This is a genomic window from Corynebacterium segmentosum (assembly GCF_900637825.1).
GTDB lineage: Bacteria > Actinomycetota > Actinomycetes > Mycobacteriales > Mycobacteriaceae > Corynebacterium > Corynebacterium accolens.
In genome coordinates, this window is the sequence record NZ_LR134408.1 from 391,167 (window position 1) to 414,796 (window position 23,630).

At 58.8% G+C, this 23,630-nt stretch carries 28 protein-coding genes; 15 read left to right on the plus strand and 13 right to left on the minus strand.

The window, feature by feature from the left end:
* Positions 1 to 25: 25 nt before the first annotated feature.
* From EL217_RS01980 to EL217_RS01995, 4 genes are all read left to right on the plus strand, one after another.
* Positions 26 to 976: an ABC transporter substrate-binding protein gene (locus tag EL217_RS01980; protein ID WP_005276951.1), complete on the plus strand. Its 951-nt coding sequence runs from the start codon at positions 26 to 28 to the stop codon at positions 974 to 976.
* Positions 977 to 2,056: a FecCD family ABC transporter permease gene (locus EL217_RS01985; protein WP_126318275.1), complete on the plus strand. Its 1,080-nt coding sequence runs from the start codon at positions 977 to 979 to the stop codon at positions 2,054 to 2,056.
* Entirely contained in the window at positions 2,053 to 3,087 is a 1,035-nt protein-coding gene (locus EL217_RS01990) for a FecCD family ABC transporter permease (RefSeq protein WP_126318277.1), read from the plus strand. The genes EL217_RS01985 and EL217_RS01990 overlap by 4 nt, the downstream gene beginning before the upstream one ends.
* A gap of 84 nt (positions 3,088 to 3,171) precedes the next feature.
* Entirely contained in the window at positions 3,172 to 3,999 is an 828-nt protein-coding gene (locus EL217_RS01995; protein WP_126320008.1) for an ABC transporter ATP-binding protein, read from the plus strand.
* Positions 4,000 to 4,044: 45 nt separating this feature from the next.
* Here EL217_RS01995 and EL217_RS02000 read toward each other — a convergent pair whose 3' ends face one another.
* The 6 genes from EL217_RS02000 to EL217_RS02020 all read right to left on the minus strand — a co-directional run bounded on the left by EL217_RS02000 (position 4,045) and on the right by EL217_RS02020 (position 8,775).
* Positions 4,045 to 4,440 carry a multidrug transporter gene (locus EL217_RS02000; protein WP_126318278.1) on the minus strand — a complete coding sequence of 132 codons (396 nt, stop codon included), beginning with the start codon at positions 4,438 to 4,440 and terminating at the stop codon, positions 4,045 to 4,047.
* Positions 4,437 to 4,562: a hypothetical protein gene (locus EL217_RS11385; RefSeq protein ID WP_269471489.1), complete on the minus strand. Its 126-nt coding sequence runs from the start codon at positions 4,560 to 4,562 to the stop codon at positions 4,437 to 4,439. Before EL217_RS11385 ends, EL217_RS02000 begins: the two co-directional genes overlap by 4 nt.
* Before the next feature lie 146 nt (positions 4,563 to 4,708).
* Entirely contained in the window at positions 4,709 to 5,386 is a 678-nt protein-coding gene (locus EL217_RS02005; protein ID WP_005281257.1) for a methionine ABC transporter permease, read from the minus strand.
* Positions 5,386 to 6,408, minus strand: coding sequence for a methionine ABC transporter ATP-binding protein (locus EL217_RS02010; protein ID WP_126318280.1), 1,023 nt, complete (start codon positions 6,406 to 6,408; stop codon positions 5,386 to 5,388). The genes EL217_RS02005 and EL217_RS02010 overlap by 1 nt, the downstream gene beginning before the upstream one ends.
* A 16-nt stretch (positions 6,409 to 6,424) precedes the next feature.
* The gene (locus tag EL217_RS02015; protein WP_172596700.1) at positions 6,425 to 7,264 is read right to left on the minus strand and encodes a MetQ/NlpA family ABC transporter substrate-binding protein; all 840 of its coding nucleotides are present in this window, start codon (positions 7,262 to 7,264) and stop codon (positions 6,425 to 6,427) included.
* A 473-nt stretch (positions 7,265 to 7,737) separates the two neighbouring features.
* Positions 7,738 to 8,775, minus strand: a complete 1,038-nt coding sequence (locus tag EL217_RS02020) for a hypothetical protein (RefSeq protein ID WP_126318282.1) — start codon at positions 8,773 to 8,775, stop codon at positions 7,738 to 7,740.
* Between the two features lie 542 nt (positions 8,776 to 9,317).
* On the opposite strand from EL217_RS02020, the gene rplN reads away from it, so the two are divergent.
* From rplN to rplE, 3 genes are read left to right on the plus strand one after another with little or no spacing between them, the layout of a single operon-like run.
* The gene (gene rplN, locus EL217_RS02025) at positions 9,318 to 9,686 is read left to right on the plus strand and encodes a 50S ribosomal protein L14 (RefSeq protein WP_121910625.1); all 369 of its coding nucleotides are present in this window, start codon (positions 9,318 to 9,320) and stop codon (positions 9,684 to 9,686) included.
* A gap of 4 nt (positions 9,687 to 9,690) precedes the next feature.
* Positions 9,691 to 10,005, plus strand: a complete 315-nt coding sequence (gene rplX / locus EL217_RS02030) for a 50S ribosomal protein L24 (RefSeq protein ID WP_005276967.1) — start codon at positions 9,691 to 9,693, stop codon at positions 10,003 to 10,005.
* A gap of 2 nt (positions 10,006 to 10,007) precedes the next feature.
* A complete protein-coding gene (gene rplE / locus EL217_RS02035) occupies positions 10,008 to 10,559 on the plus strand; it encodes a 50S ribosomal protein L5 (protein ID WP_005276969.1) in 552 nt (183 codons plus the stop codon).
* A 145-nt stretch (positions 10,560 to 10,704) separates the two neighbouring features.
* On the opposite strand, the gene EL217_RS11305 is transcribed toward rplE, so the two are convergent.
* The 3 genes from EL217_RS11305 to EL217_RS02045 all read right to left on the minus strand — a co-directional run bounded on the left by EL217_RS11305 (position 10,705) and on the right by EL217_RS02045 (position 15,355).
* A complete protein-coding gene (locus tag EL217_RS11305; protein WP_232018357.1) occupies positions 10,705 to 12,438 on the minus strand; it encodes a choice-of-anchor M domain-containing protein in 1,734 nt (577 codons plus the stop codon).
* The gene (locus EL217_RS11310; protein ID WP_232018360.1) at positions 12,329 to 14,155 is read right to left on the minus strand and encodes a choice-of-anchor M domain-containing protein; all 1,827 of its coding nucleotides are present in this window, start codon (positions 14,153 to 14,155) and stop codon (positions 12,329 to 12,331) included. The genes EL217_RS11305 and EL217_RS11310 overlap by 110 nt, the downstream gene beginning before the upstream one ends.
* A 216-nt stretch (positions 14,156 to 14,371) precedes the next feature.
* Positions 14,372 to 15,355, minus strand: a complete 984-nt coding sequence (locus EL217_RS02045) for a hypothetical protein (protein ID WP_126318284.1) — start codon at positions 15,353 to 15,355, stop codon at positions 14,372 to 14,374.
* 162 nt (positions 15,356 to 15,517) lie between these two features.
* Between EL217_RS02045 and EL217_RS02050 the strand changes: the two genes are divergently transcribed.
* On the plus strand, positions 15,518 to 16,303 hold the full coding sequence (locus EL217_RS02050) for a formate/nitrite transporter family protein (protein WP_126318286.1): 786 nt from the start codon (positions 15,518 to 15,520) through the stop codon (positions 16,301 to 16,303).
* Here the strand turns inward: EL217_RS02050 and fdhD are convergent.
* Both fdhD and EL217_RS02060 read right to left on the minus strand, forming a co-directional pair.
* Entirely contained in the window at positions 16,300 to 17,118 is an 819-nt protein-coding gene (gene fdhD, locus EL217_RS02055; protein ID WP_023030120.1) for a formate dehydrogenase accessory sulfurtransferase FdhD, read from the minus strand. The two genes, EL217_RS02050 and fdhD, sit on opposite strands and share 4 nt — an antisense overlap.
* Positions 17,118 to 17,366 (minus strand): DUF6457 domain-containing protein, encoded by a 249-nt coding sequence (locus tag EL217_RS02060; RefSeq protein ID WP_023030121.1) that lies wholly within the window; start codon positions 17,364 to 17,366, stop codon positions 17,118 to 17,120. The genes fdhD and EL217_RS02060 overlap by 1 nt, the downstream gene beginning before the upstream one ends.
* 354 nt (positions 17,367 to 17,720) lie before the next feature.
* Between EL217_RS02060 and rpsH the strand changes: the two genes are divergently transcribed.
* From rpsH to EL217_RS11210, 7 genes are all read left to right on the plus strand, one after another.
* The gene (gene rpsH / locus EL217_RS02065) at positions 17,721 to 18,104 is read left to right on the plus strand and encodes a 30S ribosomal protein S8 (RefSeq protein ID WP_005276990.1); all 384 of its coding nucleotides are present in this window, start codon (positions 17,721 to 17,723) and stop codon (positions 18,102 to 18,104) included.
* A gap of 15 nt (positions 18,105 to 18,119) precedes the next feature.
* Positions 18,120 to 18,656 (plus strand): 50S ribosomal protein L6, encoded by a 537-nt coding sequence (gene rplF, locus EL217_RS02070; protein WP_005276991.1) that lies wholly within the window; start codon positions 18,120 to 18,122, stop codon positions 18,654 to 18,656.
* Between the two features lie 3 nt (positions 18,657 to 18,659).
* Positions 18,660 to 19,061 (plus strand): 50S ribosomal protein L18, encoded by a 402-nt coding sequence (gene rplR / locus EL217_RS02075; RefSeq protein WP_023016753.1) that lies wholly within the window; start codon positions 18,660 to 18,662, stop codon positions 19,059 to 19,061.
* A 40-nt stretch (positions 19,062 to 19,101) separates the two neighbouring features.
* A complete protein-coding gene (gene rpsE / locus EL217_RS02080) occupies positions 19,102 to 19,725 on the plus strand; it encodes a 30S ribosomal protein S5 (protein ID WP_005276995.1) in 624 nt (207 codons plus the stop codon).
* Between the two features lie 3 nt (positions 19,726 to 19,728).
* Complete coding sequence (gene rpmD / locus EL217_RS02085) at positions 19,729 to 19,914, plus strand: 50S ribosomal protein L30 (RefSeq protein WP_005276997.1); 186 nt, start codon at positions 19,729 to 19,731, stop codon at positions 19,912 to 19,914.
* Between the two features lie 3 nt (positions 19,915 to 19,917).
* The gene (rplO, locus tag EL217_RS02090; RefSeq protein ID WP_005277000.1) at positions 19,918 to 20,364 is read left to right on the plus strand and encodes a 50S ribosomal protein L15; all 447 of its coding nucleotides are present in this window, start codon (positions 19,918 to 19,920) and stop codon (positions 20,362 to 20,364) included.
* Between the two features lie 142 nt (positions 20,365 to 20,506).
* Positions 20,507 to 20,647 (plus strand): hypothetical protein, encoded by a 141-nt coding sequence (locus EL217_RS11210; protein WP_005277003.1) that lies wholly within the window; start codon positions 20,507 to 20,509, stop codon positions 20,645 to 20,647.
* Positions 20,648 to 20,754: 107 nt separating this feature from the next.
* On the opposite strand, the gene EL217_RS02095 is transcribed toward EL217_RS11210, so the two are convergent.
* Entirely contained in the window at positions 20,755 to 22,257 is a 1,503-nt protein-coding gene (locus tag EL217_RS02095; RefSeq protein WP_126318288.1) for an FAD-binding oxidoreductase, read from the minus strand.
* An 11-nt stretch (positions 22,258 to 22,268) separates the two neighbouring features.
* Positions 22,269 to 23,576: a class I SAM-dependent methyltransferase gene (locus EL217_RS02100; protein WP_126318290.1), complete on the minus strand. Its 1,308-nt coding sequence runs from the start codon at positions 23,574 to 23,576 to the stop codon at positions 22,269 to 22,271.
* Between the last annotated feature and the right edge of the window lie 54 nt (positions 23,577 to 23,630).

Below are 23,630 nucleotides of genomic sequence, written 5' to 3' on the forward strand. Positions count from 1 at the left end.
CTCCTTTATTGAAAGGGTTAGCCTCATGAAGATTTTCGGACGCCGCACCATGGGTGTTGTGGCACTGCTGTCCGCCGGAGCCGTAGCCTTAGCTGGTTGTTCGCGCGGTGAGGGCGATGAAAGCACGCAGTCGTCCACCGAAGCCGCCAGCGAGGAGCGCGTGGCTAGCCTGGGCCTGGGTGACGCCGATACGCTGCTCGCCTTGGGCATCACCCCCGTGACGGTGGCGCCGTGGGGCGCTGAGGGCGACGGCGATCCTTCCGGTGTTGGCCCTTGGTCAAAGAAGCTGCTTGGCGATGCCAAACCTGAGACCATCTACAACACCGCAACTGGTTTCACCGCGGAGACCTTCGAGCAGATCACCGCTGCCGATCCCACCAAGATCATTGCGGTGAACCAGGCGGTGGATGCTCGCGCGAAGGAATCCCTGGAAGAAATCGCGCCGACTACCGTCAAGCCGGATGGGTATGAAGACTGGCAGATTCCCTGGGAAAAGCAGGTAGAGGCCATTGCGGACGCCGTGGATAAGGAAGACGACGGCGAAAAGCTTATCAAGGACACCGAAAAGGCCTTCGAGGAATTCCGCCGCGAGCACACCGAATTGCAGGGCAAGTCCGCGGCTATCGTCATGCCTTATGACGGCAAGATTGGCCTGTACACCGATGAGGACGGGCGCGGACAGTTCATCGAGGATCTTGGCATGGAGATCCCCGATGAACTGAAGGGTGATGGCAGCAGCTTCTTCGTCGACATTGCCCCAGAAAACTACGCAAAGCTCAACCAGGTGGAACACCTCTTTGTCCTGGATTACAACGGCTCCGCAGATGTCTTGAAGAAGGATAAGACCTTCCAAGGGCTCGATATTGTCAAGGATGGGCGCGTGCGCTACCTGGATACGGATACCGGCAACGCCATGAGCATGCCGAACCCAGTGACCATCCCCTGGGCAATAGATAAGTTTGAAGAGAAGCTGTAATTGTCAGCAACCACGAAGGGCGGCCAGAATATTCAGACGGGTTCCACGGCGGAAAGCCGCACAGCCACACCAGTGATAGCGCGGGGAAAGGGGCGCACGACGTTCCTTGTTGCCCTGATTCTCGCCAGCCTCGTGCTGGCGGTGGCGTCCTTGGCGCTGGGTTCCCGTTCCATTCCGCCTGATGAGGTCATCGCCGCGCTGCGCGGGGCAGGCGAGCAGGATATCCGCGATATCGTGTGGAACCTGCGCATGCCGCGCACCTTCTTGGCCTATTTCGCCGGCGCTGCCCTTGCCGTCGCCGGTGTCTTGGCGCAATCGTGGACCAGGAACCCGCTGGCGGACCCCGGATTTATCGGTATTACCGCAGGCGCCTCGTTCTTCGTTGCCCTGGGCACGGCCATTGGCATTGCTACCACCACCGGCATGCGCACCACCCTTGCGCTCGTTGGCGCGGGCATTACCACGCTGCTGGTTCTGGCCGTCTCGCGGCGGTTCCAGGATCCGCTAACGCTCATTCTCGTCGGCGCCGGCGTCTCAGCAGCCCTGGGATCGGGCGCGGTGATCATCGGCCTGTATTCCACGGACGTCCTCGATAGCATGCGGCGCTGGACCATCGGCTCAACCTTCGGGCGCGGCCCAGAAGATGTCACCATCGCGGGCATTGGCCTGCTCATCGGCCTGGCGTGCGCGGCGATGGCGGCCAGGCCGCTTGACCTTTTGGCCATGGGGGAGGAGTCCTCGCTCGCCTTGGGCGGATCCCCGACCACCGCGCGGGTGGGCGCGGCGCTAAGCGTCGTGGTGTTGGCCGGCAGCGCGACGGCGGCGACGGGTCCCATCGCCTTTGTTGGCTTCGCCATTCCCCACATCGTGCGGCGGGTGGTCGGCCCCAGCGTTGCCACGATGATCCTGCCCTCCGCGCTCTTGGGCGGTTGCGCCGTGCTCGCCGCGGATATCATCGGCCGGCTCATCGTGGGTAATTCGGAGCTAGAAATGTCCATCGTGCTTGCCATAGTGGGCGCGCCCTTCCTCATTTGGGGCGCCCACCGCGGCGTGGGCAGAGCGTGGGGCGATAACGCATGACAACAATAAGCAGTACCCTGCAAGCGCAGCAGCGTCGCAGGCACGTCCGCGTGCTCGCCGCCACGCTGGTATTTGCCCTTATCGCCCTCGCCGCGTACTTGGTGTTACTGGGGCAAGGGCCTTTGGACCTAAGCCCGCGGCAGGTCCTCGATGTGCTCACCGGCGGCGGCAGCGAGAGCCACATCAGGGTGGTGTGGGACTTGCGCCTGCCTGTTGCCATCGCCACCGTCATCGTCGGCGCCGCCCTCGGCGTGGCCGGCTCATGGACGCAGACCATGGCGCGCAACCCGCTGGCATCGCCAGATATCCTGGGCGTGACCGGCGGCGCATCGGTCCTGGTAGTGCTGGGCACCGTGCATTCGCGCCCCAGTTTCGCGGACGGCATTCCGGACTTCTGGTGGCGGGCATGCTTGGCGATGATCGGCGCCCTCCTCGTCGTCATCCTCCTCGCCGTCTTGGGTGGCATCGGCACGAGCAATCGCATCGTCATCGTTGGCATCGCCTTATCGCTGATGTTTCAGGCCATCGTGGCGTATTTGATGCGCAGCGCGCAGATCCAGCGCGCGGCGGAGGCACAAACGTGGCTGGCGGGCTCGACCGGGTTCGTGCGCATGGAGGTCATCGTTCCCTTACTCGTGGCGTTAGCGCCGTTTATTGCCATAGGCATCTGGTGCGCGCGGGAGCTGCCGCTGCTTGCCCACGATGATTCCTCTGCCACCACCCTGGGCGTGAATATCTCCCGCCAGCGCGCCTTGCTGCTCATCGCGGCAACCGGGATCTGCGCCGTGGTGGTCTCGGTGGTGGGGCCCATCGGGTTTATCGCCCTGCTGGCACCGCACCTGGCGCGGATGGTGGCGCGCACGCCTACGCCCTCGCCGGTGGCATCGGCAGCCGCGGGCGCGGCGCTGCTGACCGTGTGCGCCGTCATTGCTGGCGCGATTCCGGTTAACGCCCCGGTGGGCGCGGTTTCCTCGGTCATCGGCGGCTGCGCCCTGGTGGTATTGGTGTGGAATGCGGCCCGGCGCAGTTAAAAGCCGTGGCGCGGCACAGCGAAGTTCAGTCCAGCCCGCCACCCAAATAGTGCTACACACTCGTACGTGGATGAAGGAAAAGATATGACGGATAATCAGCCCACGCGCTCGAAGCGCCGGTGCAGCCTCCAGGCCACCGGCATCCATGCGGGATATAAGGACGGCGAGGATATCCTCTCCGGCGTCGATCTGCATGCCCGCGCCGGTGAGGTCACCACGCTCATTGGGCCCAATGGCTGCGGCAAGTCCACGCTGCTCAAGACGCTATCTAAGATCCTGGCCCCGCGGCAGGGCAGCGTCATGGTCGGGGAGGCTGACCTGCATGCGATGAACGCGAAGGAAGCCGCGCAGCAGGTGGCGCTGCTGCCGCAGCACCCCGTGGCGCCGGATGGGCTGCGGGTAGGCGAGTTGGTCGCGCGCGGGCGCCACCCCTATCAGGGCAGGATGCGCGGCCTTTCGCCTACGGACCGAGAGATCATCGCCCAAGCCTGCGAGGCCACGGAGATTGTGGACTTCCTCGACCGCGATATTGCCTCCCTATCGGGCGGGCAGCGCCAGCGCGTCTGGCTGGCTTTGGCGCTCGCGCAAGATACGCCGGTGCTGCTTCTCGATGAACCCACGACCTTCCTCGACCCCGCCCACGCCATGAGCATGCTGGAGCTGGCTCGCGCACAGGCCTGCGTCGGCAAAACGGTGGTTGTGGTCCTGCACGATCTCATGCTCGCGGGCCACTACTCCGATTCCATGGTCGTGATGAAGGCCGGCGATATCATCGCTCGCGGCGCACCGAAGCAGGCGCTGGCCCCCAAGGTATTGGCGCAGGCCTATGGCATTGAGGCGGAGGCCTGGGACGACCCGCTTGGCGATGCCCCCATTATCGTCCCCCGCCGCGTTCTCCCCAGCGAGAGCTAAGCGCTCCCCCCCCGCTAAGCGCGGGGAGCGTGTTGCTCAGATCGGCTACTGCCGCGCCAACCGGCGGATATCCAAAACCGAAATGGCGATAATAAAGAGGTTGAGCACGCAGCCCACGCTGAGCAGGAAGTTGCCGATGCGGTAGGTTCCTGTACCTACTGCCGCCATGTTGCCGTAGATGTAGATCCAGATTCCCCAGCCCACCAGCAGCACGATGCCGGCGATGCCGGAGAGCAGCTTGAGACTGCGTGGGGAGGCGGGGGCGAAGAATTTAAAGGCGGCATCGATAAGCGCGCCCGCTGCAAGGACGATGCTTAATCCACCCGAGAGCCAGAGCGGGAGCAGGGCTGCGGTGCCAACGACGACGGGGAGGATGAACGCGAGGAATGCTAAGAGGAATAGGCCCAGGTGTATCCACAGCGTGCGTTTGGTGTAGCTCATAGGGCTGACTCTACTTCCTTGCGCAGTGGGGGATTGGCGCCGGTGCGGGAGGTCGTTCTGTTATCCGCGCTGCTGGTCATCGCCACAGTAGTCGGTTCTTCGCCGCACACATGAATAATCATAGTTCCATAGTATCGGGGACATGAACCGCCGACCGAACTTCCACCTTGTGCAATCACTGGGGTGGTAGCAACGACTCAAGGGGAAATGTTCTGGCACAAGAAAAGGCTGGGGATAAACCCCAGCCTTTGTCTTTTTTTGACGTACTTTAGGCGCCGTTGCGCGCCCGGCGGGCGAGAGCATTGCCCAAGCCCTGGATTGCTTGTACCACCACGATGAGGATAATCACCGTGAGGATAATGGCTACGGTATCGAATTGCTGATAACCATACGAGACCGCCAAGTCACCGACGCCGCCGCCACCGATGGTTCCGGCCATCGCAGTGGCAGATATCAGAGTGATGGTGGAGGTAGTCAGCGCAAGGATGATCGAGGCCTTAGCTTCCGGCAGCAAGAAATAGCGGATGGTTTGCCACAGGGAAGCGCCCATGGATTCCGCGGCTTCTAGGATTCCATCCCCAACTTCCAACACCGATTGCTCGATGAGGCGGGCCATAAACGGCGCGATGAAGATGGTTAGCGGCACCAGTGCCGCGGTCATGCCAATGGAAGTTCCGACGATAAGGCGCGTGAACGGGACGATTGCCACCATCAAGATGATGAACGGCAAGGAGCGTACCGTATTGACTAGGAAGTCCGTGATCCTAAACAGAACGCGGTTGGGATACATGCCCTGTGGGTTAGCAAGTACCAGGATGATTCCCAGGGCGACCCCGCCGATCGTTCCTAAAAAGAGGGAAATACCCACCATATAAAGGGTTTGCCAGCCGGCCTCTAGGTATTGATCGATAGAAACCTTGGTATCGAAAATCTCGGTTAAATCCATTAGTTCACTACCTCTGCGTTGAGTTGGCTCTGCTGTTGTATCCATTGCACGGCATCGTTAAGCGCAGCTTCATCCTTATTGGCGAGCCCGAGCACCAACGTGCCAACCGTGCCATCGCGCAGGGCCACGTCGGAGGCGTGGACAATATCTGTGTCGATGCCTCGTTGCACCAGGCCGCTGACAAGCCCCTTCGCTGCGCCGCTGTGGTGTGTTACGCGCAGGACGCGGTCATAGTCGGAAGCATTGACCGTTTCTTGCACTGATACTGGAAGGTGTTGCGGGAGCACTGTCTCCACGAGCCGCTGCGTCAGGGGTTGCTGCGGGGCAGAAAAGACGCCGCTTACGGCACCATTTTCGATGACATGGCCGTCCTCCATGACCACAACGGTGTCCGCAATGCGGGAGATAACACCCATCTCATGCGTGATGATGACGACGGTGATATCCAGTTCCTGGTTCACACGGACGATGAGATCCAGAATCTGGTCAGTCGTTAGCGGGTCGAGGGCTGACGTCGGTTCATCGCACAGCAGAATCTTTGGGTTGGTGATTAAGGCGCGGGCGATCCCGACGCGTTGGCGCTGACCACCGGAAAGCTGCTTCGGCAGCGATTGAGCGCGCCCTTCAAGGCCCACCATCTCTAGCACCTCGGTGACGCGCTGCTGGATTTCCTTCTTGGGCGTCTTGGCCAGGATGAGCGGCATAGCCACGTTCTGGGCTACCGTCTGCGTATCGAGCAGATTGAAGTGCTGGAATACCATCGACACTTCTCCGCGCAGCTCGCGCAGTTGTTTCTTGGACAGCGCGTTAAGGTCGCGGCCTAGAACATTGACCGTTCCAGCGGTGGGCTTTTCCAGCCCGTTAATGGTGCGCAGCAAGGTGGACTTGCCGGCACCGCTCGTGCCGACGACCCCGAAAATGGAGCCCTTTTCGATGTCCAAGTTGACACCTTCCAGTGCCGTCACCGAGGCCGACTTGGTGCGAAAGGTCTTGCCTAAGTCGCGAAATTCAACATCAAGCATGGAGAAAAGTTCCGTATTACTTCTTGAGTGAGTCTGGGACGAACCAGTAGTTTTCCTCGTTCACGCTATCGACGTGGTCGAGGAACTTCTGGGACTTATAGGCATCAATAACTGCCTTAGCCCAGTCGGCGTCCTTCTTGTCTTCCGTGGTTACGGCCTGGAGGATGAGGTCATCGCTGAGATCTTCTTCCCCAAGAGCCAAGGCTGGATCGACCTTGGAGGAATAAGCGATGGAGCCTGGGATAACCCCCCAGTCAACATCGTCCATGGAGCGAGGAATAGTGGCAGAATCCATCGGCTGAATCTTGAGGTCGTGCGGATTGTCCTCAATATCATTGACCGTCAAGAGGTTCTGGTCAGCATCGTCCTTCATGGTGAGCCAGCCAAGCTTGACCAATAGGCGGAACGCGCGGGTTTGGTTCGAACCGTCCTGAGGGATGGCAACGGTGTGTCCCTTATCCACATCATCAATGGACTTATGGGACTTGGAGTAAATCTTGGTCTTGACGGTAGGGATATCGGTGAGGTTGGTCAGCTCGGACCCAGTCTCTTGGTTGTAGACGTTCATATACGCCGTGTGCTGGTCTACGTTGAGATCGATTTGGCCTTCAGATAGAGCGACATCTGCCTGTCGCAGCTCAGAGAAGTCCGTGTAATCGACCTTAAAGCCTTTATCTTCGAGGATTGGCTCAATTCCGTCCTTGAAAAGTTCAGAATATGGTCCTGGGGAAGTACCAACCTGAATCGTATCCGTATCGCCGTTGTCTTCACTATCGCTAGCGCAAGCGCTCAGCGTAAGTGCGGTTGCAGCAGCCGTTACCGATGCGCCGATTTTTGTAAATAGAGAGCGTGTCATGAGGAACCTTGGAATAGTAGACGTAAAAGTGGACGTCTCATAGACTACCCGGTTCAACTAATTAGACCAAGTTGTACGGAGCGAGAATTTCTATGTTTTTGCGATTGACCCGCCCGTTAGGGGCGACATTTCCGCAGGTGGCGCGGAGAAAAGATAGAACTTGTATAAATAATCGGGACAATTTAATAGGATTTACTATGTGAAATTGTACAGGCCGGTCTAGTTGTGTGTCAGGGCACAAGCAGCATTGCGGTCTGACTTTTCGGAGGGGATGGGGCGCATAGGAAAGGACAAATGAGAGCAGGGGAGGACTGTCGAGCTGTAGGCCGTTGAGTCTGCCAGCCATGAAAGCCTCACATTTTTAGGACACTGGAATTCCTAATGCGCATAGAAAAAGACTGTGCCGACCGGAAATCGTTCCCGACCGGCACAGCCAGTCCTTTTTACGGTTTTACCGTGTAGGGGTGTTTCGCTTAAGCGAAGAACTTGCGGCGTGCAACGAATGCACCTGCAGCAAGGAGGCCTGCGATAGCGAGTGCAACAGCGCCACGTGCGATGGAGTTGTTGCCGGTCTCTGCGGCCATGCCACGAACGTTATCGGTGGACTGAGCGCCATTGGTGGTGCCCTGTGCGGAGTTACCCTCAGCAAGCTTGCCGCCCTGAGCGATGACCTCGTCCTTGTTTTCCTTCAGCATCTGCTCGGAAGCAGCCTTCTCTTCAGCGGTAGGCTGCTCGTTCTTGCGAGCCTCGTCCTTGACGTAGGTCTTGCCGTCGTGGGTGAGGTACCAGGTGATGCCGCCGATGATCAGCGCTGCAGGAAGAGCCAACCAAGCAAGCTTCTTGGCGTCGAACTTCTTCTCGGTCTCGGTCTCACCGGGGAAAGCCTTGGCGTAAGCCTCACGCATTTCCTTGGTGATTTCTACGTTGACGTCATTGCTGTCCTTGACGTAGATGGTGGGATCCTGGATGTGTTGGTACCAGGTGTTTCCATCCTTGTCTTCCTTGGTGGCAGGAGCCGGGATGTCGGAAGTGTCGACGCCGGAGTCTTGCTGTCCAGGTAGGAATGGCTTAGCTTGATCCGCGGTGAGCTTAACCGGGTTACCATTTTCGGGCTTCGAAAGGTAGGAGCCGTCCTCCTGTGGGAAGTACTTAACGCCATCGACGGTGATGGGAGCGCCACCGGTGTCGTGGCGAGTTACTTCACTGCCGTCGGTGTTGGCGGTGTTTGATTCGGAGTCCTCATCGAGTGGAGCCAATGGCTGGAAATCGACGCCCAACTCATCTGCAAGTTGCTCCCTGGTGAAAGACTTTCCACCGTCAACCTTTTCGTAGCTGCCGTCTTCTTGCTTTTCAACCTGTACCCAGGTGTTGTCATCCTGCTTATGGTATTCAAGGCCGCGGATGGTCGTAGTGTCCGGAAGGGGCAGCTGAGCCTGAGCGACAGCGGTGCCCCCCAAAGCAAGTGCGCCAGTGAGTACAGCGGCGGTAAGAGTCTTTGGAAGACGCTTCATATTGTTCTCCTTAGGGGATGGTCTCCGTCAAGAGGGGAATTTACAATTGACAGCAATAACATTAGCCACAGCTGTTTAAGCTGTCATCTTAAAACTGTAATCATTTGTGCGGATAACTGAATCTAGTTTTTAAAAGACTGCGGAAATTAGAACTGGTGGACGGTGGTGCTTGGTGGCGTCAGTGTGGTGGATGGAGTACTAAAATTGCAGGTAACGTAAGTTTTGCGCACTTAATTAACAGAATTTCAGAAAATCGAAATGTAGTACATTGTCAGAAGTAAGAGTGCTACACCTCCATGGGGGTGATTGGCGGAGTCAAAGCGCTGCGTTTGCGGTGTTTTGGAAGTAGTTAAGCCTTGTGGTTCAATGTATAGGTTGCGAGAGCTGGTCGGTCCGTAGCGGTGCGTTTCCGAATCGCCGGTCCGAGACCCATCGACGCTTTACGGTGTTCGTTGTAAAGGCTCGAGCACAGCAAGTTTGTAGACCGCGTGTGGCAAGGACGGAAATCTTGTCGCACATCAATCCAGGTCAGGAGACCCATAGTGATTCAGCAAGAATCGCGTCTGCGCGTCGCCGACAACTCTGGTGCACGTGAGCTTTTGTGCATCCGCGTTCTCGGTGGCTCCGTCCGACGCTTCGCTGGCATCGGCGACGTAATCGTCGCGACCGTCAAGGACGCTGTTCCAGGCGGTAGCGTAAAAGAAGGCGATGTAGTTAAGGCAGTTATCGTCCGCGCGAAGAAGGAAACCCGTCGTCCAGACGGTTCCTACATCCGCTTTGATGAGAATGCTGCAGTTATTCTGAAGGGCGATAGCGAACCTCGCGGTACCCGTATCTTCGGCCCGGTTGCTCGTGAACTTCGTGACAAGCGTTTCATGAAGATCGTTTCTCTAGCACCGGAGGTGATCTAATCTTATGAAGATCCATAAGGGAGATATGGTGATTGTCATTTCGGGCCCAGATAAGGGTGCGAAGGGCAAGGTCATCGAGGCATACCCGAAGCGCGAAAAGGTCCTCGTTGAGGGCGTTAACCGCATCAAGAAGCACGTCGCAAACTCCGCTACCGAGCGTGGCGCCGAGTCCGGCGGAATTGTTACCCAAGAAGCTCCGATCCACGTGTCCAACGTGGCGATCGTTGACTCCGAGGGCAACCCGACCCGCGTGGGCTACCGTTTCGACGAGAACGGCAAAAAGGTCCGTATCGCGCGTAGCAACGGGAAGGACATCTAAAAATGAGCGAGAACTACACCCCGCGTCTGAAGACTCGCTACCGCGAGGAAATCCGCAAGAACCTGAACGAAGAGTTCAACTACGACAACGTCATGCAGATCCCTGGCGTCACCAAGGTCGTCGTCAACATGGGTGTTGGCGAAGCTGCCCGTGACTCCAAGGTCATCAATGGCGCTCTCGAGGACCTGACCGCTATCACCGGTCAGAAGCCACAGCTGCGTCGCGCGAAGAAGTCCATCGCAAACTTCAAGCTGCGCGAAGGCATGCCCATCGGTGCACGCGTTACCCTGCGTGGCGACCGCATGTGGGAGTTCTTGGACCGTCTGCTGACCATCGCGCTGCCACGTATTCGTGACTTCCGCGGTCTGTCTGACCAGCAGTTCGACGGCCACGGTAACTACACCTTCGGTCTGTCTGAGCAGTCCATGTTCTACGAAATCGACATCGACAAGATCGATCGTCCCCGTGGTATGGACATCACCGTCGTTACCAGCGCTACCAACGACGAAGAAGGCCGTAAGCTCCTGCGCGAGCTCGGCTTCCCGTTCAAGTAAATAGAGCGCTAAAAAATCCCAACTCCCTGCAAGGAGTTGGGATTTTCTAGTTTTAAATGTCAGTGGTGGATTCTAAGGAATCGAACAGTTCCCCGGTAAGAGGTCGTTGCAGAGGAGCGGTGCAACGACCTCTGGAGCTTAAGGCCTACTGGCTGTCCTTAGAGCGCTTTTCCACCAACATTATGCCGCCGGCAATAAAGAGTGCGGCGAGCACGAGAACCCAACCAACATTGGCACCCGTAGAGGCTAGTGCACCGTTGTGGGAGCTGGAGGAGCCTCCACTGGAGCCGGAGCCCGGGCCAGATCCACCGCCTGCACCCTTAGCAGTAGTGGATTTGCTGGAGCCTTCCGACTTCCCAGTGCCATTTCCCTTGGATGCCTTGGCGCCCGCATTCGAGCCAGACGAGTTGGAAGCCTTGGACTTATCAGAGCTCGGCTTATTAGTACCGGTGCTATTCGAACCCTTATCTGGCTTGGTAGCACCTGGCTGCTTATCCTGCGAGGAGCCAGCAGGCTTGTCCTTTTCCTTTTCGCCTTCTTCCTCGGAGTCATTTCCACCGGGCTGGGTGGTTGAATCACCTACGAGGAAGGTCACGGTGTGCCAGTCGGTGAGTTTGTCGCCGTTGTTGTTGACGGTGCGCATGTCTATCTCATAGCGGCCCGGTTCGGTAAAGATCCAGTGCGCGTGGACATGGAAAGGACCATCCTCAACGCCCTTAATCGTATGGGTACCTTTGCTATCGGCTAAGGTGCGTTCCGGTGTGTTCAGGGAGGCAGTGTGTCCGGCCCACCATTGTCCGTCCGTAGGCGCTGACTTAGGACGAACCTCGATAGCAGCGTCACGGTAGTCTTGCCCGACCTTGATCGTGTCCCAGCCCGGCCAGACAGCGTTATGGTCCTGTTGCAATGGCAGGTGATAAATCGTTGAGCCAGTCTTTACCATCCCGGTGAAGGACAGCGTCTTAGCCAAAGAGTCAGCGACCGTAACGCGGCGTGCATCGTGGATGCGCAGCGCGACGTCTTCAGGCACGTTGTGGCGGTCGTCTTCGTTGACATAGAAACCGAGCTTATTGTCCACAACCTTTGGCCCGAAGTCGATGTGACCTTTGGTGATCTCACGCTTTTTGGACGGCTCTTCGCTGGGAGCAGGTTCCGGTGATTCTGGGGTTGGTTCCTTCGATGGGGCGTTGTTGTCGGTCGTGCCATCAGTGCTGCCATTGGAGCCGCCTTCAGTGGCATTGTCGTTCCCAGTGGTGGGTGGGGTAGCAGATGATGAATCCTCGGTAGCTACCTTGAAGCGCAGAATGGCATTTTTCGCGGTTTTGCCGTCTTGTTCGGCGACCGTGACACCAACTTCATACGTACCGGGCTTGTTGAATGCCCAGTTGAGGTGCATGTGGTCAGGACCTTCGGTGGTATAGGAATGCGTACCATCGCTGCCGGCAAGGCGCTGGTCCAGGCCGGTTTGATCAGCCAGGTAAGCCAACCATTCGCCGTCCTTCGGGGCTTTGACGGGGGTGAAGGTAAAGGTGTAATTCTTCTTGGTGTCCTTGTAAGCATCCTCGGTACTTATTCCCGGCCACACCACTCCGGTGCGCTGTGTCTCTGGCAGGACGTAGGCAGCGCTGCCTTTCTTTCCAAAGTGCGGAATGTCCTTGTTCACGGTGGTCTTGACCTGCTTGGGAACGGTGAAAAAGACATCGGAAGGCTTACGCCAGATTGCACCAATGTGGTACAGGTTCGTCTCGTCCTTGATGCCTAGGTGCAGCTCACCGTCCTCGTGGATTGGGGCGATATCGACGTGGCCTCGGTGCAGATTGAGCTCCTTGTTGGGGGGTGTCCTTATCCTTCGGGCCCTGCGGTTTGGGTTTGGGGGCATTGGGAACAGAAGGCTTCGGGGTCGTGGAAGGTGCTTCAGGGGAAGACTCTTCGGTTGGGGCGGAATCCTCTGACCCTTCTGCTTCTTCCGAACCCTGCGGCTTCTTTGGCGCGTTGGAGTCTTCTGCTTCTTCCGATCCTTCGGGTTCCTGCGGGTCTGCGGAATCGGGAGCATCTGCGAACGAGACGGTGGTCTCAGCTATCGGCTTATAAGCATCTTTGTGTGTATGGCTAAATAGCGTGGCGCCGCCGGCATCGGAGCGTGAGTCAGGAACTATGCGTAGCATGAGCTGGTAGCCGGGCTGCTTACAGCTATCGATGAGTTGCCTGCTCGTCCTTTGGCCCGGTCCAGAAGTAAAGCCGATTTCGCAATCTGCAATATGCTTTTCCGGCAGGCTGGTCATCGGTTCGCCATTTACCTTGTAAAAGCCGCCGGTAACGCGCACCGTGGTGCGGTCATCCTCGGGCTCTACGGTGATGTCGATATTTTTGTCCTCCTTGCCATACACCTCGCTGGTGGACACGGTGATATCTGAGCTCGTGATCTCAAGGGGCTCTGTCTCAAACGGCTCTATCTCTTCTATTTCGGGAGTAGGAAGCTCGCCGCTCTTTGTTGTAAAAGCCTCGTCATCTTTAGCGGCCCTTTCCTTGGCGGTGACGGCGCTGGTCCAGAACTCCACGGGTTCGGATACCCAGCGTGGGCTTGGGGAATTATCGTCAGGGATAAAGATGGCTTGGAAATCGGATTTTTCTTCACCGATCATTTCATCCCACGAGGCCTTACCACCTTCTACCTTGCGCTCGGCAAGGTAGTGGCCGTTGATGGTGAAGACGGCGCGGCCGGTGTCTTTGGCGTTTCCCGTATCGAGGGAGAGCGTGGTGAGGATGCCTTCCTTCGCGCCCTTGGTATCGGCCGTGGAGGGAGCCATCTTAAACATAGGGGCATTGGACTCGGAATCTTCGGCTGCGGAGCCTTCAGACTTGGCATCGTTAAAGGCAGCATCAAGGTCGGTGATCGTGCGCTCGGCGGGGTTGGTCCCGCCTACCTGCCAGACCAGGGTTTGGGGCTGGGAGTGGATGAAGGTGCCATCCTTCTTTCGTGCAGAGGCGCGATAGGTTACCTCGTAGTGGCCGGGGCGGGTAAACGTTGTGGCGTTATGCGTATGCGTTCCCGCGTTAACCCATGTGGTACGGAATCCCGGATCGTGGGAGGACCAGAGGCGGTTGAGGGGGTAGTCCTCTCCGTTGTACCTAAATAGCTCCATGCGGCCGGGACCCTTAAAGTCCACGATCTCCATGTTGAAGGATTTATCGCGGAATTGATCGGTAGGCAGATCCGCGGCGGCGCCGAATCCAGCCCAGATGGGCATGGTGTCTTTCGGGAAGCCTACCGCGGGGCCGCCGTAGTACATGAGCTGGTTATCTTTGGCCTTAAGGAAATCAAAGCGCGGGTCATTGGGAACGCGCCAGGCATAGGCTCCTAGGCCGCCATCCATGCGGCCGTGGCTAACCCAGTTGATCGTGTCCTCGATGGGGACGAGGCCCGCACTATTGGACATGAGCTTGAAGTTCCCGTCCTGCCACACCGCGTGCGGGGAATCCACGTGTGTTTGGGTGCGGACAATCGGGGCGTCGCCAGCGAGGGCGAGGGGAGCGTGGAATAACGCGAGCGCCAAGGCCATCACTATGGTGGCAAGGCGCGCAAATGAAGTGCGCAAAGGCATAAGGTTCTCCCAAGGTTAAAGGCAGTGAACTTTTATGTAGATTCAAACGAATATTACACTATTGCAAACCGTTATCGGTACATGTAGTGAGGTAAGGAAAAATGTGCTGGTGCGCTGGGGAAAGGGAGGATATGAAAGGTCCCTACTTCCGGCGGTGGAAGTAGGGACTGCGGGGTTCGGGGGAGTAAGCGGCGGAGGAGTGCTCGGCGATTAAGCCTTCTTATCTTCTGCGGTATGGGTGGTGCCCTCGTATTGCCAGCCCACGACGGCATTGCGCACGGCGGCCTCGAGGGGGTTAGCGGGCTGGATGCAGCTAATCGTCAGCAGCCTGCCTGGCATCGCGTCCTCGCCCCATACGCTGGAGTCACCGGCCAAGCCCTGTTTATCGGGGTCGTGGAGATCGGTTGCGGTGTAGATGAGCCAATTTTGGTCGGAATTTTTGGTGCGGACGTAGAGCTTATCGCCGATGCTGACCTTGTGCTCGTTGGCAGCGCCATCGTAAAGCTTATTGAATACGGCAGGCACACCCGCGCCGGTGTGTCCGGCGATGACGACGATATCCTCGGCATTGGTTCCCGGTAGGGAATACGGGCGATCATCGGCGGTATAAGTGCAGGCCTTATCCATGGTGTCAGGGTTGATGGCGCCATCGAGCACGCGGCAATTATCATCGTCGAACTTCGCATGGACATCGATGGCGGGAATGAACATCTCTACCGCGGCGGATGGCTCAATGACGGGGGCCTGTTCCGCCGTGACCTCGTTGGTCTCCAGCCCTTCCGGCGGGCTGATGCTGCGATCGATGGAGCTGATGACCAGCAGGGTTACCACGATGCCGGCCGCGATACGGAGGACCCAGGAAGACTTCCACGCATCTTTGACGCGATCCCATCCGGAAGGCTTCTTCCGGTGCCGAGGCAAAGAGGTCTCCTCGAGGCGGCGGTTGGGGTAGCGGCGCTGGATGCGGCGCGCGTGGTTTTCGGCCTTCCGCCAATCGCGATCGTCGGAGCGGTGCCTGCCGGAGCGCCTGGGCTGGGTTCCTTTGGCATCGCTGGTCGATGGCCGGGGGCGCGTGCTGCGGGTCCTGCGGGAATAGGACGTAGCGGCAGTGTTGCTTTCTGGTGCCGCCGAGTGGCGCGAGTGCGCCGCAGAACGTTGGGGCCTCTCCCTCCGTGGCCGGTCTTGGTGGTCCATGCGACCTCCGAGGAAAATGGGGACAATAGGGGTGGGTGTGAACCAAGTTTATAGTAATAATTTCTATTTACTGTTTATTGACGCGGGGAATGCGCAACACGCTACGATAATCCGTGATTCTCTTGTCCGTATAACCACAGTTAAATAAGGAAAATAAAAACCGTGTCTCTCAACGAAGCTGCAAAGGCCGGATCCCTGAAAAAGGCCGCCCTACTCGATCAATCATTTTCACGCTTTTCTGTCCGCGCAATCCTCGCCGGTGTCTATTTGTGCATCGGTACCGTATTTGCCGGCGTCGTAGGCCAAGCGGTGGAAGGGCTTGCCCCGGGCCTGGGGTCCGTGACCTTTGCCCTGTTCTTCGGCCTAGGCCTCTTTGCCATCGTTATCCTCGGCGCGGAGCTGGCCACCGGCAACATGATGTACATGGTCTACGGGGCGATGCAGAAGCACCTTTCCTGGGGCAAGGCCTTCTATGTACTGCTTATTACCACGATCTTTAACCTCGTCGGCGCCATCATCTTTGCCGCCGTCATGGGGATGTCCGCCAAGCTCGCGAATATGGATCCCTCGCACCTGTTGGTCACCATCTCTGAGGGTAAGCTGACCAAATCCCCGCAGGGAATGCTCGTAGAGGGCGTAGCCGCGAACTTCGTGGTCAATATGGGCATCGTTGGCGCGGTCTTTGCCAAGGAAATCGTGTCGAAGTTCATCGTCATCGTCCCGATCATCGGCATCTTCGTGGGCTTGGGCCTCGAGCACGTCATTGCCAATTTCTGCCTCTTTGCGCTCACCTTCTTCGGCAGCGATCCGCTGCCAGCAGCGCTGACCGTTGGCAACGTCGCCCTCAACTGGACGCTGGTGTGGATTGGCAATTTCATCGGCGGCGGCCTGCTCATCGGCGGGGTCTACGCCTGGCTCAATAATGGGCCGGAGGACTACCGCGACTAGGCCAGCGTGCCCGAATAAAGGTTAAAGCGATCGGCGCGGGCAAAGCCCACTAGCGCCATGCCGGTCTCGCGGGCGGTCTCTACGGCAAGGGAAGAGGCGGCGCTGACGGCAACCAGCATGCCAAAACCGGCCATGGCGGCCTTTTGAACCAGCTCGAAACTGGCGCGGGAGCTCATGACCAAAATGAGGTCATCGGCGGGCAGGCGCTCTTCCATGAGCAGGTGGCCAATGACTTTATCGGCGGCGTTGTGCCTGCCGATGTCCTCCCGGATGACCACCGGCTCGCCCTCGAGGGTAAAGGCGCCGGCGGCGTGGATTCCACCGGTCTTGCGGAATTCCTTTTGGGCGGCGCGCAGTTTCTCCGGCAGCTGGACCACCAGCTGTGGGTCCACGGGGATCTGGGGGATGGGGTAGCGAGACTTCTTCGCCAGCGCCTCGATAGACGAGGTACCGCACACGCCGCAGGCGGAGGTCGTCGTGGTCAAGCGGAGATCGCTCAAGTCCAACGGCGTATTCTTCACCAAGTCTATGTCCAGCAGGTTATAGGTATTCATGCCCTCGACGGTGGAACCGGCGCAGTAGCGGGCAGTGGTGACATCGGAAAGCGCGGCAATATGCCCCTCGGAGTGGAGGAAACCGTGCGCCAGCTCAATATCGTGGCCCGGGGTGCGCATGGTGGTGGTGATGGTCTGCCCACCCACGCGAATCTCAAGCGGCTCCTCACCGGCGACGGTATCGGCGCGGGTATCTACCTGCGCGTGCTCGCCCAGGCGCACCTTCGTGACGGCAAAGGTGGCATTCTTGCGTCCGGCCATTACTTCAGCGCCTCCTTGAGGGTTTCGATATTTACCTTGGCTTCTGCCGTGCTTGCCGATGCCAACCCCACCACGAACGCCGTCAACGGTGCTGCCGGCCGCGATTGGGTATGGGCCACGTCCTTGGTTAAATCCAGCAGTTCCCGGGTTAGCGCCGTGGCCTCATGGGGCTCGAGGTTTAATAGCCGCGCGGCTTCTTCGAGCCATTGGTGGGCGGTGCGGATCGGATCTTCGTTCTCGGTATTCATCTCAACTACTCCTCAACTATGTGGCGCTGTATCCGACTGTAATGAATGCAGGGGATTTATTTGGAAAACCGCAGGATATGGCGTAAAGTGTTCCGGCGTGCCTGCGCTGCAGCCGGTGCACGCGCGAAGCCCTGCGGGTTTTGCGTGCTGAGCTGGTTAAACGCAGAGCCGAAAAAGAATTGAACATCAACTTTGTTGTAGGCCCCTCGCCGTTTATAGCGGACCGTTGTCTGAATCAAAGGGTGGCGAGCGCCTTGCGGTATTGACCGTGAGGAGCGTGAGTAGCCCGAAATCACACGGAAAACGCTTTGGTGAGCACGGGAACCGCAACGAGAAAGGTACACGGTCACTCATATGACTATGACTGATCCTATTGCCGACATGCTGTCGCGCGTGCGTAACGCAAGTAACGCACACCACGACGTTGTGTCGATGCCTACCTCCAAGTTGAAGGCAAATATTGCTGACATCTTGAAGCAGGAAGGCTACATCGCTGACTACACCGTTGAGGGCCACACCCTGTCCCTCGAGCTGAAGTACAACAACCGCGAGCGTTCCCTGTCTGGTCTGCGTCGCGTGTCTAAGCCGGGTCTGCGTGTGTATGCAAAGTCCACCGAACTGCCACAGGTCTTGGGCGGCCTGGGCGTGGCTATCATTTCCACGTCCCACGGTGTGCTGACTGACCGTCAGGCTGAGGAGAAGGGCGTAGGCGGAGAAGTTCTCGCCTACGTCTGGTAAAGGGAGGTTTGACACATGTCTCGAGTCGGTCTAGCACCGATCGCCGTACCAAACGGCGTCGAAATCAACATCAACGGCCAAGACGTTGAGGTCAAGGGCCCTAAGGGTACCCAGAGCGTAAACGTTCCGGATCCGATCACCATCAACGTGGAAGACGGCATCTTGACCGTTTCCCGCCCTGATGATCACCGCAAGCACCGTGCACTGCACGGCCTGTCCCGCTCGCTGCTCAACAGCGCCGTCATCGGCGTGACCGAGGGCTTCACCATCAAGATGGAAATCTTTGGTGTCGGCTACCGTGTGCAGCAAAAGGGCCAGGACCTGGAATTCAGCCTGGGCTATTCCCACCCGATCCTCATCAAGGCTCCGGAGGGAATCACCTTCGCAGTGGACGGCAACACCAAGCTGTCCATTACCGGTATTGACAAGCAACTAGTCGGACAGATCGCCGCTAATATCCGTCGCCTGCGTAAGGACGATCCTTATAAGGGCAAGGGTATTCGCTACGAAGGCGAGCAGATCCGTCGCAAGGTCGGAAAGACGGGTAAGTAAGCAATGGCAAACACTGAAAACACGAAGCGCACTCCAGTCGGCAAGGACATTTCTTCTCGTCGTCGCGAAGCACGCGCACGCCGCCACTTCCGTATCCGTAAGACCCTGCGTGGCACCCCTGAGTCCCCGCGCTTGGTCCTGCACCGCTCTTCGCGCCACATGCACGTCCAGGTCATCGATGACCTGGCAGGCCACACCCTGGCCTCCGCATCCTCCATGGAAGCGGACATCCGTGCACTCGAGGGCGATAAGAAGGCAAAGGCTGCCAAGGTGGGCGAACTGATTGCTGAGCGCGCCAAGGCCGCTGGCATTGAGCAGGTCGTCTTTGACCGCGCAGGCTACAAGTACCACGGCCGCGTCGCTGCGCTGGCAGACGCCGCACGTGAAGGTGGTCTGAAGTTCTAATGATCATCGTCAACGGAAACATCAACGGAAGGATCGCGTAATGTCGGACCGTGAACAGCGTGACGGCGGACGCTCCGCCGAGAACAACAAGAACAACCGCGGCGGCAACGGCCGTCGCAACGATCGTCGTAACCAGCAGGACAACGAGCGCGATAAGTACATCGAGCGCGTTGTGACCATCAACCGCGTCTCCAAGACCGTTAAGGGTGGCCGCAACATGTCCTTCACCGCTCTCGTCGTCGTTGGTGACGGCCAGGGTCAGGTAGGCGTTGGCTACGGCAAGGCTAAGGAAGTTCCGGCTGCAATCCAGAAGGGTGCAGAAGAGGCTCGCAAGAACTTCTTCCGCGTACCTATGGTTGCCGGCACCATCACCCACCCGGTAGAGGGTCGCGACGCAGCGGGCATCGTCATGATGAAGCCTGCCGCTCCTGGTACTGGTGTCATCGCCGGCGGTGCTGCTCGTCCGGTGCTCGAATGCGCTGGCGTGCAGGACATTCTGTCGAAGTCCCTGGGCTCCGACAATGCACTCAACGTCGTCCGCGCTACCGTGGACGGCCTCAAGCAGCTGGTCCGCCCCGAAGAGGTTGCCGCACGCCGCGGCAAGTCCATCGAAGAGGTCACCCCGGCCCGTATGCTGCGCAAGCGCGCAGGTCAGGAGGCATAAACAATGGCTCTGAAGATTACACAGGTAAAGGGCCTGGTGGGCACCAAGCCGAACCACCGCAAGAACATTGAGGCTCTGGGCCTCAAGCGCATCGGTCAGTCCGTTGTTAAGCAGGACACCCCGATCATCCGCGGCATGGTTCACAAGGTTCGCCACCTGGTCACCGTCGAAGAAGTGGCAGGGGAGTAAACCATGGCTGATATCATCAAGCTGCACGACCTGCGCCCAACCGCAGGAGCAAACAAGCCCAAGACCCGCGTTGGCCGCGGTGAGGCATCCAAGGGTAAGACCGCTGGTCGCGGTACCAAGGGTACCGGCGCTCGTAAGCAGGTTCCCGCTGCTTTCGAGGGTGGACAGATGCCCATCCACATGCGTCTGCCTAAGCTCAAGGGATTCAAGAACCCGAACCACGTTGAGTACCAGGTTGTTAACGTGGCTGACTTGGCCGAGAAGTTTGCCGATGGCGGCGACATCACCGTTGCTGACATCGCAGCTGCTGGCCTCGTCCGCGCTAACCAGCCGGTCAAGGTTCTGGGCAGCGGCGACATCAACGTTAAGTTGAACGTCACCGCAGACAAGTTCTCCAAGTCCGCTGTAGAAAAGATTGAGGCTGCTGGCGGTTCCGCCAACACCAAGTAATCTGGACTAGAGACTAACTACACCCCCTTTCCTCGCACCTTGTGTGCGGGGCGAGGGGGTGTAGTCGATCTATGCGGACGTATGCATGGCAGTGGTAGTGTTATCACCGTAAACACTCATCCCTACTAGCTAGGAGTTTGCTATGTCGTCCATTTCTTCATTCCTTGCCGCTGTCATCTCCGCTGTGCTGGCGCTCGCCGGCTCCACCGGCCCCGTTGACGCCAACCCGCAGCTGTCCCAGCCGGATAACGCTGAGACCGCGCAGGTGGCCCAGGAGCAGTAATCGCGCTGATTTAAGCCTCGGGCCTCGTCAGAGATTGGGCCCGTAGCTGCAAAAAGGGTGGAACGCTTTCACGAGCGTTCCACCCTTATGTGGTTTTGGGAGCCGTCCTATGCCTCGTCCACGGTCTTTTCAAAAAGGCCGGGGAAGCGGTCATCGGGGTCCGTTACGGCCTTGATGGCATCGGGAAGCTTCCCACCATAGAGTTCCTCGAACCGCTCGCGGGAGTAGAAGGCCTCGGAGTACAGCGACTTGTGGCCGCCCAAGTCATTGACCTTTTCTTCAATGACGCGGTTGAAGGCGCCGTTGCCGGGGGCGCTGGGATCGACGTGATCGCCATCCACACCGGACCAAAAGCCGACGTTGACCCACGTCTTGCCGGGGCGCAGCGGATACAGCGGCCAGGGGTCCTGGGACTCGGCGGCAATGTCGCCGCTGCCCACGAGTTCGCCCACGCCATCGCGCAGGCGGATGGGGCACAGCCACACGGGCTGGATATCGGAGGCCTGGAAGAACCAGTGGAGGAACTCCGGAAGGTTTTCCGGGGTGACCTCAATATCCTGGACCACGCGCTCGGCGCGCGGCTTGCCGTGCGGCTTTTTGATGAAGTTGTACTCCAACTCGTACTTTCGGTCCAGGCGCACGAGCTTCCAGTAGAAGGAGCTGCGGCGCAGCTCGCGCGGCCACACCTTGCGCACCTTGGGATTCTGGGCGCCAAAGGCACGCGAGCACCAGAACCAGTCAGTATCCCAGCGCCAGATATAGTCGCGGATGGTAAGCCGGTCGCGCCGCATTCCCTGGGCGTGCTGCAGGCTGCGGTAGTAGATCTTATTCCGCGTGTAATCGGAGGTAGGGCCCTCCTCATCGGTAAAGCGCGCGAAGACGAGGTAAGCCTCGTCCTCAGAAAAGACCACGCCATCTAGCCCATCGACGGTCTCACCCTCGTGGGTGTGGCTGACGGAGACATCGGCAAGCATGCGGCTTGCCTCCTCCACCGTGTGGAAACGCTGCTCGCGCAGCTCCACGTAGGGCGGCACGGGCTCGAGCTCGATCTTCAGGCGCACCGCGTAGCCCAGAGAACCGTAGGAATTGGGGAAGAGGCGGAAGAGATCGACGTTCTGCTCGCGCGAGCAGGTAAGGATCTCGCCGGTGCCGGTGAGGATATCCATCTCGATGACGGACTCGTGCGGCAGGCCGTTGCGGAAGCTAGTGGACTCCACGCCCATGCCGGTCACCGCGCCGCCCAGGGTGATGGTTTTTAGCTGCGGAACCACGAACGGCATGAGGCCGTGCGGCAAGGTGGCATCAACCAAGTCCTCGTAGGTGCACATGCCCTGCACATCGGCAGTGCGGGCGAGGGGATCGACCTCGATGACCCCGCCCAGGCCGGAGACATCAAGGCCTATCTGATTCTCGCTGCGGCCGCGGAAGAGGTTAGAGGTATTTTTGGCCAGGCGCACGCGCTTGCCGGCGGGGACCTCGCGGAAGCTGCGCAGCAAGGTATCGACGCCGGCGCGGTGGGCCTGCCAGCCCACGGGCTCGATGCGCACGGCATCGACCGGGCGCGGCTGCAGGGCAGAAACGCGCTCGCGTAAGTGATCCAAAAGGGTCATATGGGCTCCTTTTAAAAGCGGCTGTCTTCCCACCAACGGCGCTCAGGAACGCCGGCGCGGGAGCCGGCCTCGCCGAGCTTGATGCCCAAGAAGTGGTAGAGGTTAATGATATTGCGCTCGAAGCCCCACTCCGAGCCGGCCATGTAGATGCCGTAGAGGCGCGCGGTGGGCAGGCCGACCAAATCGCATGCCTCTTCCCAGTTCTCCTTCAAGTTCTCGCACCACTCGTGCAGGGTGCGCATGTAATCAAAGCGCAGGGATTCGGTGTGGAAGACCTCGAAGCCATTGTCCTGCATGGCCTTGGTGACGTTGCCGGAACCGGTGAGCTCGCCATCGGGGAAGATGTAGCGGTCGATGAACCCGCCCTTGGGCGTCTTGTGGTTATCCGGGTAGGTGATGTTGTGGTTCAACATCAATCCGCCGACCTTGAGCTTGCTGTACATGAACTTGAAGAAGTCATTGTAGTTCTGCACGCCGATGTGCTCGATGATGCCGATGGCGGAGATGGCATCAAAGCCTTCTTCGGTGACATCGCGGTAGTCCATGAAGCGGACCTCAGCCAGATCCTGTAGGCCTTCTTCCTCGATCTTCTTTTGGCCCCACTCGGCTTGCTCCTGCGACAAGGTCACGCCGATGGACTTCACGCCGCGGCGGGCGGCGTAGCGCACCATGCCTCCCCAGCCACAGCCTACATCCAGGTGGGTGTCGCCTTCTTTCAGGCGCAGCTTGTCAAAGATGAGGCGGTACTTGTTTTCCTGCGCTTCCTCCAAGGTGGCATCCGGGGTGGGGAAGTAGGCGCAGGTATAGGTCATGGAATCGCCCAAGAAGAGCTCGTAGAAGTCATTGCCCACGTCATAGTGATCAGAAATGACGTCGGCATCGCGCTCCTTGGAGTGCTTGGACAGGCCATCGTGCAGCTTGCGGCGCAGCCAGGAGGCACGTTCTACCTCAGGCACCGGCTGGATGTGGAAGGCGCCCATGGAAGCCAGCGAACGAATCACGCGGGCCAAGTCTTTAGCGCCGGGCTTTTCGAACTTGTCATACATGGCATGCAGGGCATTGAAGATGCCGTACGGGTGGGCGGGGTGCTCGCCTTCTACAGAGATGCCGTCGGTGACGTAGGCGCGGGCGAATCCGACATCGCCTGGGTGGGTGGCAATATAAGCAAGTCCGCCGAGGCTATTGATGGTGACCTTGTAATCGGCATCGGCAGGGCCGGTGGCCGAGCCATCAAAGGCCTCCCAGCGGAAGGGGTTGGGACTAGGGATAAAGACGTCGATGATCTCAGCAACGGTCATCGGCGTGAATTTTTTGCTCATTCAGACTTCTTTCGCAACGTTGGGTTCACACCAATAACGACCTTGGCGTTTAGG

What these genes read in the sequence shown, in the direction of transcription:
- EL217_RS11210 (WP_005277003.1), top strand. Translation starts at nt 20,507, where the DNA reads ATGTCGTCCATTTCTTCATTCCTTGCCGCTGTCATCTCCGCTGTGCTG.
- EL217_RS02015 (WP_172596700.1), bottom strand. Translation starts at nt 7,264, where the DNA reads ATGACACGCTCTCTATTTACAAAAATCGGCGCATCGGTAACGGCTGCT.
- rpmD (WP_005276997.1), top strand. Translation starts at nt 19,729, where the DNA reads ATGGCTCTGAAGATTACACAGGTAAAGGGCCTGGTGGGCACCAAGCCG.
- EL217_RS02060 (WP_023030121.1), bottom strand. Translation starts at nt 17,366, where the DNA reads ATGAATACCGAGAACGAAGATCCGATCCGCACCGCCCACCAATGGCTC.
- EL217_RS11305 (WP_232018357.1), bottom strand. Translation starts at nt 12,438, where the DNA reads ATGCCCCCAAACCCAAACCGCAGGGCCCGAAGGATAAGGACACCCCCC.
- EL217_RS02000 (WP_126318278.1), bottom strand. Translation starts at nt 4,440, where the DNA reads ATGAGCTACACCAAACGCACGCTGTGGATACACCTGGGCCTATTCCTC.
- EL217_RS11385 (WP_269471489.1), bottom strand. Translation starts at nt 4,562, where the DNA reads ATGATTATTCATGTGTGCGGCGAAGAACCGACTACTGTGGCGATGACC.
- rplX (WP_005276967.1), top strand. Translation starts at nt 9,691, where the DNA reads ATGAAGATCCATAAGGGAGATATGGTGATTGTCATTTCGGGCCCAGAT.
- EL217_RS02045 (WP_126318284.1), bottom strand. Translation starts at nt 15,355, where the DNA reads ATGGACCACCAAGACCGGCCACGGAGGGAGAGGCCCCAACGTTCTGCG.
- EL217_RS01980 (WP_005276951.1), top strand. Translation starts at nt 26, where the DNA reads ATGAAGATTTTCGGACGCCGCACCATGGGTGTTGTGGCACTGCTGTCC.
- rplO (WP_005277000.1), top strand. Translation starts at nt 19,918, where the DNA reads ATGGCTGATATCATCAAGCTGCACGACCTGCGCCCAACCGCAGGAGCA.
- EL217_RS02100 (WP_126318290.1), bottom strand. Translation starts at nt 23,576, where the DNA reads ATGAGCAAAAAATTCACGCCGATGACCGTTGCTGAGATCATCGACGTC.
- EL217_RS01990 (WP_126318277.1), top strand. Translation starts at nt 2,053, where the DNA reads ATGACAACAATAAGCAGTACCCTGCAAGCGCAGCAGCGTCGCAGGCAC.
- rplF (WP_005276991.1), top strand. Translation starts at nt 18,120, where the DNA reads ATGTCTCGAGTCGGTCTAGCACCGATCGCCGTACCAAACGGCGTCGAA.
- rplE (WP_005276969.1), top strand. Translation starts at nt 10,008, where the DNA reads ATGAGCGAGAACTACACCCCGCGTCTGAAGACTCGCTACCGCGAGGAA.
- EL217_RS02010 (WP_126318280.1), bottom strand. Translation starts at nt 6,408, where the DNA reads ATGCTTGATGTTGAATTTCGCGACTTAGGCAAGACCTTTCGCACCAAG.
- EL217_RS02020 (WP_126318282.1), bottom strand. Translation starts at nt 8,775, where the DNA reads ATGAAGCGTCTTCCAAAGACTCTTACCGCCGCTGTACTCACTGGCGCA.
- rpsE (WP_005276995.1), top strand. Translation starts at nt 19,102, where the DNA reads ATGTCGGACCGTGAACAGCGTGACGGCGGACGCTCCGCCGAGAACAAC.
- rpsH (WP_005276990.1), top strand. Translation starts at nt 17,721, where the DNA reads ATGACTATGACTGATCCTATTGCCGACATGCTGTCGCGCGTGCGTAAC.
- rplR (WP_023016753.1), top strand. Translation starts at nt 18,660, where the DNA reads ATGGCAAACACTGAAAACACGAAGCGCACTCCAGTCGGCAAGGACATT.
- fdhD (WP_023030120.1), bottom strand. Translation starts at nt 17,118, where the DNA reads ATGGCCGGACGCAAGAATGCCACCTTTGCCGTCACGAAGGTGCGCCTG.
- EL217_RS02095 (WP_126318288.1), bottom strand. Translation starts at nt 22,257, where the DNA reads ATGACCCTTTTGGATCACTTACGCGAGCGCGTTTCTGCCCTGCAGCCG.
- EL217_RS02005 (WP_005281257.1), bottom strand. Translation starts at nt 5,386, where the DNA reads ATGGATTTAACCGAGATTTTCGATACCAAGGTTTCTATCGATCAATAC.
- EL217_RS01995 (WP_126320008.1), top strand. Translation starts at nt 3,172, where the DNA reads ATGACGGATAATCAGCCCACGCGCTCGAAGCGCCGGTGCAGCCTCCAG.